The sequence below is a fragment of the Listeria sp. MAN/IMW/UF464 genome, assembly GCF_058683955.1.
On record NZ_JBZWZP010000001.1, the window covers coordinates 468,905 to 482,923 of the forward strand.

Annotated in this window: 14 protein-coding genes; 2 read left to right on the forward strand and 12 right to left on the reverse strand. The window is 38.9% G+C overall.

Annotated elements, in window-relative coordinates:
• Positions 1–108: 108 nt before the first annotated feature.
• The 4 genes from AC4PG0_RS02360 to racE are packed head-to-tail and all read right to left on the reverse strand — an operon-like array spanning position 109 to position 2,845.
• A complete protein-coding gene (locus AC4PG0_RS02360; protein WP_492167482.1) occupies positions 109–633 on the reverse strand; it encodes a metallophosphoesterase in 525 nt (174 codons plus the stop codon).
• 37 nt (positions 634–670) lie between these two features.
• Entirely contained in the window at positions 671–1,282 is a 612-nt protein-coding gene (locus tag AC4PG0_RS02365) for an XTP/dITP diphosphatase (RefSeq protein ID WP_492167481.1), read from the reverse strand.
• Positions 1,283–1,285: 3 nt separating this feature from the next.
• Complete coding sequence (gene rph, locus AC4PG0_RS02370; protein WP_003761888.1) at positions 1,286–2,032, reverse strand: ribonuclease PH; 747 nt, start codon at positions 2,030–2,032, stop codon at positions 1,286–1,288.
• Positions 2,033–2,044: 12 nt separating this feature from the next.
• Positions 2,045–2,845 (reverse strand): glutamate racemase, encoded by an 801-nt coding sequence (gene racE, locus AC4PG0_RS02375; protein ID WP_003761886.1) that lies wholly within the window; start codon positions 2,843–2,845, stop codon positions 2,045–2,047.
• Between the two features lie 148 nt (positions 2,846–2,993).
• On the opposite strand from racE, the gene AC4PG0_RS02380 reads away from it, so the two are divergent.
• Positions 2,994–3,488: a YslB family protein gene (locus AC4PG0_RS02380; RefSeq protein ID WP_072218612.1), complete on the forward strand. Its 495-nt coding sequence runs from the start codon at positions 2,994–2,996 to the stop codon at positions 3,486–3,488.
• Positions 3,489–3,559: 71 nt separating this feature from the next.
• Here AC4PG0_RS02380 and AC4PG0_RS02385 read toward each other — a convergent pair whose 3' ends face one another.
• The 7 genes from AC4PG0_RS02385 to zapA all read right to left on the reverse strand — a co-directional run bounded on the left by AC4PG0_RS02385 (position 3,560) and on the right by zapA (position 12,226).
• Entirely contained in the window at positions 3,560–4,774 is a 1,215-nt protein-coding gene (locus AC4PG0_RS02385) for an aspartate kinase (protein ID WP_003761883.1), read from the reverse strand.
• A gap of 182 nt (positions 4,775–4,956) precedes the next feature.
• Positions 4,957–6,768: an excinuclease ABC subunit UvrC gene (gene uvrC, locus AC4PG0_RS02390; RefSeq protein ID WP_003771538.1), complete on the reverse strand. Its 1,812-nt coding sequence runs from the start codon at positions 6,766–6,768 to the stop codon at positions 4,957–4,959.
• Between the two features lie 75 nt (positions 6,769–6,843).
• Positions 6,844–7,155, reverse strand: coding sequence for a thioredoxin (gene trxA, locus AC4PG0_RS02395; protein ID WP_003723853.1), 312 nt, complete (start codon positions 7,153–7,155; stop codon positions 6,844–6,846).
• Positions 7,156–7,235: 80 nt separating this feature from the next.
• Positions 7,236–9,593, reverse strand: coding sequence for an endonuclease MutS2 (locus tag AC4PG0_RS02400; RefSeq protein ID WP_492167480.1), 2,358 nt, complete (start codon positions 9,591–9,593; stop codon positions 7,236–7,238).
• A gap of 22 nt (positions 9,594–9,615) precedes the next feature.
• Positions 9,616–11,328, reverse strand: a complete 1,713-nt coding sequence (gene polX / locus AC4PG0_RS02405; protein WP_492167479.1) for a DNA polymerase/3'-5' exonuclease PolX — start codon at positions 11,326–11,328, stop codon at positions 9,616–9,618.
• Positions 11,329–11,420: 92 nt separating this feature from the next.
• Positions 11,421–11,963, reverse strand: a complete 543-nt coding sequence (locus AC4PG0_RS02410; RefSeq protein ID WP_003766594.1) for a CvpA family protein — start codon at positions 11,961–11,963, stop codon at positions 11,421–11,423.
• Positions 11,963–12,226 (reverse strand): cell division protein ZapA, encoded by a 264-nt coding sequence (gene zapA / locus AC4PG0_RS02415; protein WP_003761872.1) that lies wholly within the window; start codon positions 12,224–12,226, stop codon positions 11,963–11,965. The genes AC4PG0_RS02410 and zapA overlap by 1 nt, the downstream gene beginning before the upstream one ends.
• A gap of 153 nt (positions 12,227–12,379) precedes the next feature.
• Between zapA and rnhC the strand changes: the two genes are divergently transcribed.
• A complete protein-coding gene (gene rnhC / locus AC4PG0_RS02420) occupies positions 12,380–13,306 on the forward strand; it encodes a ribonuclease HIII (protein WP_010990821.1) in 927 nt (308 codons plus the stop codon).
• Positions 13,307–13,343: 37 nt separating this feature from the next.
• Here rnhC and AC4PG0_RS02425 read toward each other — a convergent pair whose 3' ends face one another.
• Positions 13,344–14,018: a uracil-DNA glycosylase gene (locus tag AC4PG0_RS02425; RefSeq protein ID WP_003761867.1), complete on the reverse strand. Its 675-nt coding sequence runs from the start codon at positions 14,016–14,018 to the stop codon at positions 13,344–13,346.
• Position 14,019: the final 1 nt, after the last annotated feature.

The following is a 14,019-nucleotide window of genomic DNA, read 5'->3' on the forward strand; positions in this document are numbered from 1 at the left end:
ATGGCACTGTTTTTTCAACAGCCAAATACCATTTTATGTTTAAATTGCTTGTTTGTCAATGGTTTTCTTTAAGTTATTGCATTTTTTCTTTTTTGGGTGTCTTTTGACCTAGTTGTGCTTTGTTAAAGGAAAAACTTGGGTTAGGTCAGTTAATTCGTTATCGTCACGATCCATGAAGCGAACTTTGATTCCTTCTGGCATAGAGTCGATGAGCGCGTATGTTTTGATACGAATGCGACCTCTTGGTAAGGAAATGCTTCCTGGGTTTAAAATGATAGTGTCATCTAGCATATCAACGCCTAGTTCATGAGAATGACCAAAGAATGCGAAATCAGCGTTTAATTCGCGAGCTCGGTAGCGTAAGTTCATAAGTGTCATTTTGATGTTGTAAAGATGTCCGTGTGTGGTTAAAATGCGATAGCCATCCACTTCCCCTACCCAATCATTTGGAAAGCCTCCGCCAAAATCACAGTTGCCTCGAACAGTATGAAATCCTTGAATCGCTGGATCATCAGCTTCTAATTCAGAATCCCCACAATGAATCATGGCATCGACTGTATTTTCGTATTTTTCTTTAAGATGGATTAAGCAGTCACGTTCTGAGTGGCTGTCGCTAACTACTAATAATTTCATTTTATTTCCTCCCCCTAGTGCTCTGTTACTTATTCTCTCACTTTTTAGTAACTTTTTCTACAACTTCTGCTAAATCTTTTTCTAGCTGTTTAATAGCATTAGCTCGGTGGCTGATTTCGTTCTTTTTCTCTGCTGGAATTTCTGCCATTGTAAGACCGAATTCTGGTAGGAAAAATAGTGGATCATAACCGAAGCCGTTTGTACCGCATAGTTGTTCTGCGATAATGCCTTCTACCTCTCCTGTATAGAAGCTTGTTTTCTCAGAGGGTGTAGCTACAGCAAGTGTACAGTGGAAACGAGCAGTTCTTTTTGCTGGTTCTACGCCTTCTAAATTTTTAAGTAGTTTTTCATTATTTTTTGCATCATCATGAGCGACTCCAGCGTAGCGTGCAGAATAGACACCAGGAGCCCCGTTAACCGCGTCTACAATTAAACCTGAATCATCAGCAATAACTGTTTGATTTAGCAAGCTAGCGACCGTTTCTGCTTTAAGAGCAGCATTTTCAGCAAAGGTCGTGCCTGTTTCTTCAATTTCACCAATTTCTGGAAAATCAGCAAGGGTAGCAACTTCGATATTAAACTTCGCAAAGATTTTTTCGAATTCTTTTGCTTTTCCTTTATTTGCGGTGGCAATAATAATTTTACTCATTTTTTATTCTCCTTTAATCCGCGCTGTGATTTTGTCGCCGAGTGTTTCTTTTTGGATTTCGATTAGTTCGCTTATTCCTTTTTTACCTAGAGCGATTAGTTCAGCAAGTTCGGCTTCTGAAAAAGTAGCTTCTTCGCCTGTTCCTTGGAGTTCTACAAAGGCTCCGCTACCAGTCATAATGATATTCATATCGACTTGTGCCGCGCTATCTTCTACGTAGTTAAGGTCAAGTACTGTTCCACCTTCTTCTAAAACGCCAACACTTGTAGCTGCAAGAAAATCTTTGACTGGGAATTTCGTGAACGGAACTTCTTCATCTAGTTTTGCAATCGCCATGACCATTGCAATAAATGCACCAGTAATAGAGGCTGTGCGTGTTCCTCCGTCGGCTTGGATAACATCACAGTCTAACCAAATTGTTCGTTCACCAAGTGCGTCTAAGTCAACCACGGCACGTAAAGCCCGTCCAATTAAACGTTGAATTTCCATTGTTCTTCCAGTCACTTTTCCTTTAGAAGATTCGCGGATATTACGTGTATTCGTTGCTCGTGGTAACATGGAATATTCAGCAGAAATCCAGCCACGACCTTCCCCGCGCATAAAAGGTGGTACTTTTGTTTCTACACTTGCAGAACAGATAACTTTTGTATTTCCTGATGCGATTAAAACAGAACCTTCTGGGTGCATTAAGTAATCAGGTGTTACTTCGATTTCTCGTAATGCATTCTTTTCTCTTCCATCAAATCTCATTAGTGGCACCTCTTATTTTCCTAATTTTATATGTTCTACTGTCATATCTGGCATATTTAACCAGTCTTTTGCAATATCTTTGAAAATTTGTGTGGAACCAGTGGTGAAAAAACGATGTTCAATTTCGTCGTCTGTCGCATCTAATAAATTATGGTAATCCAGTAAAGCACTGACTTCGCTAGCAGTTTCTTCGCCGGAGTTAATGACCGCAACGCCATCTCCCATAAAGTTTTCGATAATTGGTTTTAAAAGTGGGTAATGTGTGCAACCCAAAATCACCGTATCAATCTTGGTACTTTTCAGTGGTAAGAGCGATTCGGCTACAACTTTTTTTGCAATGGCGCTTTTATACTCGCCAGATTCTACAACGGATACAAATTTCGGACATGCGAGTGAATCTACTTCTACTCGGCGGTTTAGTCCTTTAAGCGCTGTTGGGTAAGCCATGCTTTCGACTGTGCCAAGCGTTCCTAATACGCCAATTTTGTTGTTTCTTGTTGCTTTAAGAGCTGCTCTTGAGCCAGGTTGAATAACTCCAATAACAGGAATATCCAGTTTTTCACGAATGTCATATAGTGCTGCTGCTGTTGCAGTATTACATGCAATAACGAGCATTTTGATGCCACGATCTACGAGAAAATTGGTCATTTCCCAAGTAAACTGAGCTACTTCTTCTTTGTCGCGTGGTCCATAAGGGCAACGTGCGGTATCACCTAAATAATATACTTGTTCATGGGGTAGCTGCTTTAGTACTTCACGCACTACTGTCAAACCGCCTACTCCCGAATCGATAAAGCCTATAGCTTGTTTCACAGTCTCGCCTCAATTTCTTTATTAATTTCCAAATTTTTTTATCTATACCTTCCATTTTCTTATTTTTTCGCTTTTTTCGCAAGTCTTTTTTGAGAAAAAAGGTTTTTTATAGAAATTTATTTATTGTGCTTTCCATTTTAGGGTTATTTTGGTTATAATGGTGTATGAAAGTGAGGTATCCGAAATGACAGAAAATGAACAGAATAATTACGAGGAAAAAGCACTCGTTCCAAGTTTTGGATTAGATGTACTGCGAGATTATTTAATTCCTGAAATCCTTGGAGATGAAGCGCCTCACATTATGTACTGGGCTGGGAAAGACTTAGCGCGTAAATTCCCACTTGAATCCATGGAAGAGATAAGAGAATTCTTTGAAGAAGCCTCTTTTGGGACACTTAGTATTTTAAAGGAAAAGAAAGATGAGTTGCGTTTACTTTTAGAAGGTGACATGGTTGTTTCGCGGTTCCGTACACAAGAAAATCCAACTTTTAAATTAGAAGCTGGTTTTATCGCAGAGCAATTACAAACACAGAAGAAGCTCTATACAGAAAGTTACGATGAAATAGATAAACGTAAAAAACAAGTGACGATTATCGTTAAATGGGATCGTAAAGAAACGATTGATAACGAAGAACGTTACTAAAAAGATAAGCTTGAAATAACTTGTCTACGCCCCTCTTAACTGGGATGTAGCTCGTTAATTCAAGCTTATTTTTATTTATCTAATTCAAATTGGTCATGTAAAACTTGTGCTGCTTCTACCATTTTACGTGCGGGAACAACAGTCGAAACTTTGATTTCTGAAGTGCTAATCATTTTTATTGGGATATTATTTTCAGTTAAAGCTTCAAACATTTTTGCAGCGACTCCAGGGTTACTTACCATACCGGAACCAACAATAGATACTTTCGCTAGTTCTTGCTCGGATTCTAGTTTTTCGATTTGAAGTAGTTCTTTACTTTCTTCTAAAACAGCTAGAGTAGCTAATAGTTCGCTTGTTTTAATGGTGAAGGATAAGTTGCCGTGACCAAGACCTGTGATACCTTGAATGATAATATCTACATCAATGTTATTTTCTGCTAGTTTAGTAAAAACTTTTGAAACGCGCATCGCTTCTTTTTGTTTCCAGTGAATGGTTACACGAGTAATTTGATCTTCAAAAGCAATTCCGCGGACTACTTTGGTATTTTCCATTGTTAAATCCTCCTCAATCATTGTACCTGGTTCTAGTTCATGACTCGCTCTTACTTCAAGCGGAATTCGGAAATTTTTCGCATATTCAACGGAGCGTGGATGTAAAACTCCAGCACCGAGATTGGCTAATTCTAGCATTTCATCATAGGTTAGTTGTTCTAGTTTTTGGGCTTTTTTAACGTAACGGGGATCTGTTGTGAATACGCCGACAACATCTGTACAAATAGCACATTTTTCTGCTTTTAAAGCGGATGCGATTGCTACTGCGGTCGTATCAGAGCCACCCCTGCCGAGTGTTGTAATTTCGCCGTCTGTAGTTATACCTTGGAACCCTGCAACAATAACAATTTGTCCAGCTTCAAGTGCAGACTCAATGCGCGCGCTATCAATATCAGCAATTCTTGCGTTACTATGTACTGCTTCTGTTTCAATTCCTGCTTGCCATCCTGTATAAGAAATAGCATCATGCCCTTTTTCTTTTAAAGTCATCGCAAGTAAAGCAATCGTGATTTGTTCGCCGGTGGAAAGTAACATATCCATTTCTCGCTTGTCTGGAGCTTCACTGATTTCTTCTGCCATCGCTACTAATTTGTCGGTTGATTTACCCATCGCGGAAACGACGACAATGACCTTATTACCTTGTTTTTTCTCGTAAATGGCTTGATCTGCTGTTTTGCCGATTTTATCTACGGTGCTAACAGAGGTTCCGCCAAATTTTAATACTACTAGTCCCAATCTCGCTCCTCCTGACTTTTTGGTGCTTTTTTATCAATGGTTTTATTTTAGCGCATTTATGTGTTGAAGGGAAGAGTGAGTTTCTTTTGTTTTTACTCCTAGCAAAAATCTAAGATGCTGAAATAAAAAAGCTAACACGCCAATAACTAAAAAATCATTGGTATGTTAGCTTTATCTAAAATCTATTTTTGTTCGGTATTTTTGGCTTTTTCGTTAAACGCGGTAATATGTTTATGCACTTCTTCTGCCACATTAAGTGGAACGCCAGCTTCTTTAATTTCTTCCACTGATGCTTCTTTTAATTTTTTCATGGAGCCAAAATGTTTCAGTAGTTTTTTCTTGCGGCCAGGTCCTACGCCAGGAATGCCATCAAGAATGGACTGGAAGCCTGTTTTGCTGCGTAGTTGGCGGTGGAATGTGATAGCGAAACGGTGGACTTCATCTTGCATTCGTTGCAGTAAATAGAATTCTTGGCTGTTTCTTTCGAGTGGAACTATTTCTAAAGGATCACCGAATAATAGTTGGCTAGTACGATGCTTATCGTCTTTTGCGAGTCCGGCTACTGGAATATCTAAGCCGAGTTCGTTTGTTAGGACATCTTTGGCGCTATCAATTTGTCCTTTCCCACCATCAATTAATATTAGATCTGGCATTGGTAGGCCTTCTTTAAGTACGCGCCAGTATCGACGGCGGATAACTTCTCGCATTGTTGCGTAATCATCCGGTCCTTCCACGGTTTTGATTTTGTATTTGCGGTAATCGTTTTTACTTGGTTTTCCGTCTAGGAATGTGACCATTGCAGAAACGGGATCTGTACCGTGAATATTCGAGTTATCAAATGCTTCGACGCGTGATGGTGTTGGAATCCCCATCGCTTCACCAAGTCGTTCAACTGCCCCGACTGTCCGCTCTTCATTGCGTTCAAGTAGCATAAATTTCTCGTTTAGAGCGATTTTGGCATTTTTGTAAGCAAGTTTCACGAGTTCTTTTTTGTTTCCGCGCTGTGGTACGATGATTTTTGTGTCGGGAACGACGGCTTGAACGGCTTCGCTATCGACATCATCTGGTAAATATATTTCTTTAGGTGGAATATGGTTTGCTTTTTGATAAAACTGGCCGATAAATGTGAGGAAGTCTTCATCAGCATCGTTGTAAAATGGAAACTGGGAAACATCGCGCTCAATGAGTTTTCCTTGGCGAATGAAGAATACTTGGACGCACATCCAGCCTTTATCAATGGCGTAACCGAAGACATCGCGGTCAACGAAATCGTTCATCGTCATTTTTTGTTTTTCCATTGTTGTTTCGATGGCGTTGATTTGGTCGCGGAATTCACCAGCTTTTTCGAATTCCATATTTTCTGCGGCTTCTTGCATTTTTTTCATTAAATCATTTTTAACGGTTTTATAGCCACCGTTTAAGAATGCCACAATTTCGTCTTGCATTTCTTTATACTTACTTGCTTCCACGTCAAATACACACGGGGCAAGGCATTGTCCGAGATGATAGTACAAACACACTTTATTTGGTAATGTACTACATTTTCGAAGTGGATACAGTCGGTCTAGAATGCGTTTCACTTCATTTGCAGCGTAGACATTTGGATACGGACCGAAATATTTCCCTTTATCTTTCTTTACTTGGCGGGTAATAATTAGTCGCGGATGTCGTTCGTTTGTAATTTTAATGAACGGATAAGTTTTATCGTCTTTTAAGCGAATATTGAAGCGTGGGTCATGTTTTTTTATCAAATTAATTTCAAGTAGCAATGCTTCTACGTTGGATGAAGTTACGATATATTCAAAGTCCACAATTTCTTGGACTAGACGTTGCGTTTTACTATCGTGCGTACCTGAAAAATACGAACGCACGCGATTTTTCAACACTTTTGCTTTCCCAACATAAATAATTGTTCCTTGTCTATCTTTCATCAAATAACAACCAGGTTGGTCCGGCAGAAGCGCTAATTTATTTTGGATATGTTCAGAAGACATTTTATCAACTCCAGTTACACATTTAAAAAGAAGCCTAGAATGTTTGTTCTAAGCTTCTTTCATTTTAGCATAATTTTAAACGTATTTGTTGATGACTTCATCCAGTTCTTCTTTTGGACGGTAGCCGATAATTGTTTCTACTACTTCGCCGTCTTTTTTAATAAGAAGTGTTGGAATACTCATAACACCAAAGCTTCCAGGTGTTTCTGGGTTTTCATCTACGTCCATTTTGACGATTTTAAGTGCTTCGCCGCGTTCTTCTTGTATTTCTTCTAAAACTGGAGCCACCATGCGGCAAGGACCACACCATGTTGCCCAGAAATCTGTTAATACTAAGCCTTCGCTAGTTTCTTGTTCAAATGTTGCATCTGTAATTTCTTTTACCATGATTTAATTCACTCCTTATGACTTTTGTACACACAGTATAGCACCTAGACCTATTTGGAGCCATGTTTTTGCTCAGTTGTTTACTTGAACTCAACGATTGTTACGCCGTTCCCGCCTTCTGCTGCGGCTCCGAAACGGATGGATTTAACCATACGATGATTCTTCAAATATTCCGTGACGCCTGTTCTAAGCGCGCCAGTACCTTTACCATGAATAATTGCTACTTGCGGGTATCCTGCGAGCAATGCTTCATCGAGGTATTTATCCACTTTTTGAATAGCGTCTTCGTAGCGTTCACCGCGTAGATCAAGCTCGCTTTTTGCTGGTGAGTCACTACTATGAACAGATGTGATAATGCGTTGTTTTTTCGGTTTTTCTGGCTCGATATATTCTAAATCGGTCGTTTTGATTTTCATTTTGATGATGCCGATTTGGACGTTCCATTCTTTATCACTAATTTTGTTTAAAAGTGTACCTTTTTGGCCAAGAGATAGGACGCGAACATTGTCACCTGCTTGGAAAACATGTGGTTTTTGTTTTGGTGCTTTTGGAATAGCTTTGTTAATTGTTTTTGGCTTAGCTTTTCCAAGTCTTGTTTTAGCATCGATTAGTTCATGTTCTTTGATTCCCGCTGCCCCGTTTAATTGCATTGTGCGCAGTTCGTGGATAATTTCTTCGGCTTCTGTTTCGGCTTTTTCTACGATTCCAGCAGCTTTTTCGTTTGCTTGTTCGAGTAATTTATCTTTTTGTTGATAATAATTGGTAATTTCTTTTTGTAAATCTTTTAAAAGAGCATCGGCACCGCGAGCTAGTTCGCGCGCTTCTTCATATTCTCGTTCTGCTAGATTTCGTTTTTCTTCTAGACTTGAAATCATATCATTTAAGTCTGCACTTTCGGTATCAACGAGGCTTCTTGCTTCTGTAATGATACTTTCACTTAAACCAAGGCGGCGTGAAATATCAAATGCATTGCTTCGTCCGGGTACGCCAATGAGTAGTTTGTACGTTGGACTAAGTGTTTCAACATTAAATTCAACGGAAGCATTGGTTGCATGTGCTCGGTTATAGCCATAAGCTTTTAGTTCAGGATAGTGAGTCGTTGCAACAACACTTGCGCCTTTTTTGTGACTTGCATCAAGAATGGCAATGGCGAGTGCTGCTCCTTCTTGCGGATCCGTCCCAGCCCCGAGCTCATCATATAAAATAAGTGATTTATGATTTACTTTTTCTAAGATCGAAACAATGTTTGTCATATGGGACGAGAAAGTACTTAAGCTTTGTTCAATGGATTGTTCATCGCCAATATCAGCAAATACGTTTTCAAAAACAGCGATAGTCGAATCTTCTTGCGCTGGGATTTGTAAGCCTGATTGCGCCATCAAAGTAAGTAAGCCTAATGTTTTTAACGTAATTGTTTTACCACCTGTATTTGGACCAGTAATAACAATCGTACTAAAATCTTCGCCTAAATAAATATCGTTAGCAACAACTTTCACAGCATCTAAAAGCGGATGTCTGGCTGCTATTAAATGAACGATTCCTGTATCGCTCAAATGTGGCGTTACTGCTTTCACCGCTTTCCCAAATCGAGCTTTTGCGAGAATGAAATCAAAACGACCTAGAATAAAGGTATTATGATGAATCTCATTAATCCAGCCAGCTAATGAAGCAGAAATTTCAGCTAGGATTCGTTCGATTTCTTGTTTTTCTTTCGCTTGAAGGGCTTTGCGTTCGTTATTTAAATCAACCACGCTTTGTGGCTCAATGAAGAGCGTTTGACCGGATGCAGACTGGTCATGAACGATGCCGCCGTAATGTCCTTTATATTCTTGTTTCACGGGGATAACATAGCGATCATTTCGAATCGTAATAACCGCATCACTTAGCATTTTTGAAGCGTTGCGATCACGTAAATAAGATTCTAGCTTTTCACGCACGCGGTCTTCTGTCCGGCGCAAAGTACGACGAATCGAGCTAAGCGCTTCACTAGCTGTATCTAATATTTTCCCACTTTCATCTATTGAAATGGCAATATCTTCTTCTACATCTTTTAATACTAAAAGTTCATCAGAAAGTGCGCCGAGTAATGGTATTTCGACCCCAATTTCTAGTAAATCGTTCATAAAGTTTTTCATTTGGCGGCTTACACGCAAGTTACTACCAATTTGGTAGATTTCTAGCCCGTTTAAATCGCCACCAATCTCTAGACGTTTCAAATGTGCAAAAACATCTGTTAGACCAGTAATTGGCGCGCTTCCCCGCAAACGAATAATTTTGGCTCCTTCTTCCGTTTCAAGTTGCGCTTTTTGTACGACTTGAAAATCTGTAGCTGGAGCAAGTTCGTAAATCGCTTGCTCCCCTAGTGAGGAAGAAGCAAATTCAGCAAGTTGTTTTTTTATTTTATCAAATTCTAAAATGGCTTCTACTTTTTTTTCCATTAGTCATCCTTCTTTTTAAAAGTTATTTATTCTGTAAAAATTGTTTGAATTCTACGGCTGATTTTGTATTCAGGATTGCAGATTTATCTAGCCAAGCTTTCGTTGCAGCACGGACTCCAATCGACATAAAATCGAGGTGTTTCGTATCGTGCGCATCCGTATTAATTGCGATAGGCACGCCTGCTGCATGGGCCATTTCTAAATGCTCCCGGTTTAAATCGAGGCGCTGTGGATTGGCATTTAATTCTAGCGCTGTGCCTGTATTTTTTGCAAGTTTGATTAGTTCTTTCATATTAACATGATATGGTTTTCTTTTCACGACAATTCTACCTGTTGGATGAGCAATCAGACGCACATATGGATTTTCACAGGCTGTTTTTAGTCGTTTCATAATCTCTTCTTCTGATTGTTGGAAACTGGAATGAATCGATGCGATAACGAAATCTAACTGTTTTAAAGTGTCATCATCAAAGTCCAGAGAGCCATCTGCTAAAATATCCATTTCAACGCCAGAATAAACGTCAATTTCTGGATAATTAGCAGCTACTTTTTTAATTTCTGCCTGTTGCTCAAGTAATCTCTTCTCATCCAGACCATTGGCTACTCGTAAAAATTTTCCGTGATCGGTAATTACCATGGACTCATAACCTTTAGCGATACAAGCTTCAATCATCTCAGGAATCGCGTAAGCTCCATCCGACCAAGTTGTATGCATGTGTAAATCACCGCGAATATCACTTAACTCGAGGAATTTCGTATCTTTTGTCACCCGTTCAATTTCTGTACCGTCGCGCCGTACTTCTGGAGGTAAAAATGGAATATGAAAGTGTTTAAAGAACGTTTCTTCTGATTCAAAGTGACGCATACTTCCATCTTCTTGCTCCACACCATATTCACTGATTTTTTCGTTCGATTGTTTAGCTAATTGGCGCATTTTGATATTATGATCTTTGGAACCAGTAAAATGGTGCAAAGTTGTTGCAAAAGCTTTCTTTTCTACTAAGCGAAAATCTACTGAAATTGTAATGTTATCTTCTAGAACAGCTGATACTTTGGTTTCCCCTGCCCCAATAACATCTGTAATCAGAGGAAATTCTAGTAATGCTTTTTGAACGTCTTCTGGTTTTTCAGTAGCAATAACGTAATCCAAATCTTTGACTGTTTCTCGTAATCTACGTAAACTGCCTGCTTGAGCAAAGGTTGCAATTGCATCTATGCTAGCAAGATAATCTTCTACTTTTTGAATGATTGGTAACACATCATTTAGTGGGTATCTATCAGGTCGTTCGCCCATTTCGCGCACTGCTTCTGCCATTTTTTCCGCAGACTTTTTACCGAAACCTTTTAATGCTTCAATGTGACCGTTTTCAGCCTCTTTAAGTAATGTATCTTTATCTACTACGCCTAATTCATGGTAAAGACGTGATAATTTTTTACCACCAAGCCCTGGTACATCTAAAAGTGGAACGAGGCCAGCTGGCACTTCTTTTTTTAGTTCCACGAGTTCTGGGCATTCGCCGCTGTCCAAATAGCGTTGAATAATCTCACCCGTCGTTTTTCCAATACCGTTAATCTTAGTAAAGTCTTCAATTTCCGACAGACTTCTGCTATCTAGTTCAATTGCTTGCGCGGCTTTTCGGAAAGCCGATATTTTAAAGCTATTTTCTCCTTTTAATTCCATATAAGTGGCAATTTCCTCAAGTAAACGAATGATTTCTTTTTTATTAGTAGCCATCTTAATTCCTCCCTCGCTTGGTCATTAAAAAATACCAGAGAAATCCTATCCAAAATTGGCTAAGAGTATACATCTGGTATCGAATGTTTCTTTTATTTTGGCAGAATATCTGTCATCCAGTCATAAAATTGTTCGGACAAAATTGGCGTATTTTCAAGCATCCACTGAGCAACCGTCGAGCTATCAATGAGGTTTTCAGACCAATTTGCCGGATAAATTGCCATGACGAACAAAACAATAAAAATAATTAAATAAGACTTAATAACACCAAAAACAGCTGCTAATAATCCATTGATTTGACGCAACACTGGGATTTTAGTCAAGCCACCAACAAGGGAAGCGAGCATATGCACAACAATGATTGCCACAATGAAAATAATCGCAAAGCCAAGTACATTGTAATAAGCTGTTTCTGTTCTTAATTCTTGTAAAATAATGGATAATCCATCTGAAGTATCACTACCTGGATAAGGTATAAAAGTTAAATGTGGCGCTAAATCTTCGTAATACGTATACGAGATAAAAAATGCCAAAATATAACCAAGTAATAAAATAAGTTGTTTGATTAGGCCTGTTCTAAATCCTGCGAAAAAGCCGCAAACAAGTAAAATTAAAATAATCGCATTTAAAATCATTAATCTCTTCCTTTAATTCGAGCCAGTTCTTGTTCCAACTCTAGATATTTTTGTTCTAGTTTTAAATAATCGTGAGTTGCATTCACAGCTGTTAATACCGCGAGCCTACCACTATCTAGCGCATGATTTTGGGAGCCAATTTCGTGCATTTTTTCATCAACTTGACGAGCTACTTTTCGTAAGTGGTCAGCTGTTTCTACGCCAACAATCGTATATTCTCTACCATAAATTGTTGTCACTACTTTATTTCTCTCATTTGCCACGTAAATTCCTCCTCGCCCAAATTCATTTAGGCCGCTACTTGTCATAATCTTATCACGAAAAAGCTGGAAAGAAAAGAGTCAACCACCCGTTTAACAGATATTCAGTCTTTCGTCGTAGTATGTTACAATAGAACTTTGAAAGGATGATGCCTTATCGCAAATACAGTTATCATAGTCGATCAATCAACACTCGAAAAAATGAAACAAACTTATCTTCCCTTTTCAAGCCCAAAACTCCCACCTGGAGCCGTTTTTGCGGCAAAAAAACCTGGTGTTTCGATTACTGGCTACAAATCTCGTAAAGTAATGTTCCAAGGAGTCAACGGAGAAGCTGAAGCAAAAAAATGGGTTGCGACTCTTCCAGAAGCAAAAACGAAGGCGCCGAGTGTTTCTAAAGGCGTTCTTCCAGCGAACTTTGCCGCCAAAAATGTTATTGGTTCAGATGAAGTCGGTACTGGTGATTTTTTTGGTCCAATTACAGTTTGTGCAGCTTATGTGGATGCTGAAATGATGCCGCTTTTAAAAGAGCTTGGTGTGAAAGATTCAAAAGCCATGAAAGACCCAGAAATTTGCCGAATCGCAGAGAAAATCATGCCAATCGTTCCACATAGTGTGCTACTTTGCCCTAATCCTAAATACAATGAACTTCAAAAAAGAGGCATGAACCAAGGCCAAATGAAAGCATTACTACATAACCGTGCTATTGAAAATGTCCTAAAAAAACTTGCTCCCATAAAACCAGAAGCGATTTTAATTGATCAATTTGCTGAAAAAAATACTTACTATCGATATTTAGCGAAAGAGCCAAGTATTATTCGAGAAGATGTATTTTTCGCAACGAAAGCAGAAGGACTTCATCTTTCAGTGGCAGCAGCTTCGATTATTGCTCGATATAAATTTGTGCAAGCCTTTGATGCTATGTCAAAAGAAGTTGGCATCCCGCTTCCAAAAGGTGCCGGACCACACGTGGACGTTGTTGCAGCAGAAATTATTGAACGATTTGGACTAGAAACATTAGCTAAATATACTAAACAACATTTTGCTAACACAGAAAAAGCCTTGAAAATTGCTAAAAAATGAAAAAACGCCTCGTCAGATAAAGACGAGGCGTTTTTAATTATATAGAAGGAATTTGCCAATCAATTGGTTTGATGCCATTTTGCTCTAGGAAGTGATTTGTTTTTGAAAAATGTTTGCATCCCATAAAGCCGCGTGAAGCTGAAAGTGGGCTTGGATGAACGGATGTGAAAGCAATGTGTTTTGGATTTGTGAGTAGTTGTAACTTCTCTTTTGCATTGTTTCCCCAAAGTAAAAAGACAACGGGCTCTTCTTTCTGGTTAATCATTTCAATAATGCGGTTTGTTAGCATTTCCCAACCTTGGCCACGGTGCGAATTGGCTTGACCAGCGCGAACGGTAAGAACTGTGTTTAGTAAGAGCACGCCTTGATCCGCCCATGGTATCAGATAGCCATTGTTTGGAATCTCACAATTTAAATCATTATGTAATTCTAAATAAATATTTTGTAACGATGGTGGAATTTGAACACCTTTTTGGACTGAAAAAGAAAGACCGTGTGCTTGCCCTGGTCCGTGGTATGGATCTTGACCAAGTATAACTACTTTTACATCTTTATAAGCCGTGTGTTTTAAAGCATTAAAAATATCATACATATCAGGAAATACTCTTTTAGTTTGGTATTCATTTTTTAGGAACTGGCGAAGTTTTAAATAGTATGGCTGGTTAAACTCATCTTTTAATAACTCATCCCAGTCATTTTCGAGTTTTATCATT

Excerpts from the sequence above, each read along its gene's own strand:
- AC4PG0_RS02360 (WP_492167482.1), bottom strand. The coding sequence starts at position 633 with ATGAAATTATTAGTAGTTAGCGACAGCCACTCAGAACGTGACTGCTTA.
- AC4PG0_RS02365 (WP_492167481.1), bottom strand. The coding sequence starts at position 1,282 with ATGAGTAAAATTATTATTGCCACCGCAAATAAAGGAAAAGCAAAAGAA.
- rph (WP_003761888.1), bottom strand. The coding sequence starts at position 2,032 with ATGAGATTTGATGGAAGAGAAAAGAATGCATTACGAGAAATCGAAGTA.
- uvrC (WP_003771538.1), bottom strand. The coding sequence starts at position 6,768 with ATGTCTTCTGAACATATCCAAAATAAATTAGCGCTTCTGCCGGACCAA.
- trxA (WP_003723853.1), bottom strand. The coding sequence starts at position 7,155 with ATGGTAAAAGAAATTACAGATGCAACATTTGAACAAGAAACTAGCGAA.
- AC4PG0_RS02400 (WP_492167480.1), bottom strand. The coding sequence starts at position 9,593 with ATGGAAAAAAAAGTAGAAGCCATTTTAGAATTTGATAAAATAAAAAAA.
- polX (WP_492167479.1), bottom strand. The coding sequence starts at position 11,328 with ATGGCTACTAATAAAAAAGAAATCATTCGTTTACTTGAGGAAATTGCC.
- AC4PG0_RS02410 (WP_003766594.1), bottom strand. The coding sequence starts at position 11,963 with ATGATTTTAAATGCGATTATTTTAATTTTACTTGTTTGCGGCTTTTTC.
- AC4PG0_RS02425 (WP_003761867.1), bottom strand. The coding sequence starts at position 14,018 with ATGATAAAACTCGAAAATGACTGGGATGAGTTATTAAAAGATGAGTTT.